The following is a 1,239-nucleotide window of genomic DNA, read 5'->3' as shown; positions in this document are numbered from 1 at the left end:
ACTATGCCAAGCAGCCGAAGGAAGGCTGGAGAGGAGCGACATGGCCAGATTGGTAACGTTATATGACTTGCAGCGAGACGGCGGTTACGACCTGCGCGGCGAAGGCATCTACGACCCGACCGGTGAAGCCGCCTACACCACCGACGCCGGACGCGTCGGCACCATCCGCGGCGCCCTCGTCGACCCGGACGGCGGTCATAAAATCCGCTACCTCGTCGTCGACACCAACACCCGCCTCGTCATCGTCCCCATCGGCTACGCCCGCATCGAAGACGACGGCGTGCACTTCGACGGCTTGACCCACGAGCGTCTCGCCGCCCTGCACGCGTACAGCGACGACGAAGCGTACACGTACGACGACAACGACAGCAGCCAGTACCGCCTCGCGGGTCGTGACGGCACCCTCGCCCCCACCAGCGACGCCACCACGTCGAGCGTGCAAGACGAACGCGTTCTGCACGCCACCACGAACGCCACCACCTCGAGCACCTCGACGTCGAACACGGACTTGTTCCAGACGCCGCAACGCCTGCACCTGCTCGAAGAACGCCTCGCCGTGCAAAAAGAGCGCGTGCACGCCGGCAGCGTCGAAGTCGGCAAGCACGTCGAGACGCGCACCGAGCAGGTGCCCGTCAGCTTGACGCACGAGGAAATCGTCATCGAACGTCACGCCGTGACGAACCCGACGCCGGTGAACGGCGACGTGTCACTCGGCGCGGGCAACGAGACGATTCGCGTGGACCTCGAAGCCGAACGGGCGGAAGTGCGCAAGCAAGCGTTCGTGACGGAGGAAGTCACGATTGGCGAGCGGGAAGTCCGCCAGACGCAGACGTTCACGGAAACGGTCGGGCGGGAAGTGCTGGACGTGAACAACACGGGGGACGTCACGGCGAGCACGACGGGCGTGACGAACGCGGGCGGGCTGACGGGCACGACGTCGCAGCGCGATGACCGCGGGTTGCTGGAGCGGTCGGGCACGGTGCTGGACGAGGACGCCGAGGGGTTGCCGTCCCGGAACGACGGCACCGATCGGCGTTGAGGTCGCATCACCATCATTGAGTTGCGGTTGCTTGAAGGGTTCCACCTCGATTCCACCAAGGAGTGTGCTATGTCGAAATTGAAGTTGCTGCTGGCGGTGTTCGCCCTGGTCGCCTTGCCGATGCCTGCGTTTGCTCAAACCGACGATACCGGCACCACGACCGACACCACGACCGGAACGACCGACACGACCGGAACGAC

General features: G+C 65.1%; 1 protein-coding gene. It reads left to right on the top strand.

What is annotated here, in order from left to right:
- The first annotated feature begins 40 nt into the window (after window positions 1-40).
- Entirely contained in the window at window positions 41-1,039 is a 999-nt protein-coding gene (locus DES52_RS22430; protein WP_110889054.1) for a YsnF/AvaK domain-containing protein, read from the top strand.
- Window positions 1,040-1,239: the final 200 nt, after the last annotated feature.

Origin of the sequence: Deinococcus yavapaiensis KR-236 (assembly GCF_003217515.1) — a bacterium.
Lineage (GTDB): Bacteria > Deinococcota > Deinococci > Deinococcales > Deinococcaceae > Deinococcus_A > Deinococcus_A yavapaiensis.
Note: the sequence above shows the minus strand (reverse complement) of the source record. Positions and strands in the feature narration are given on the sequence as shown.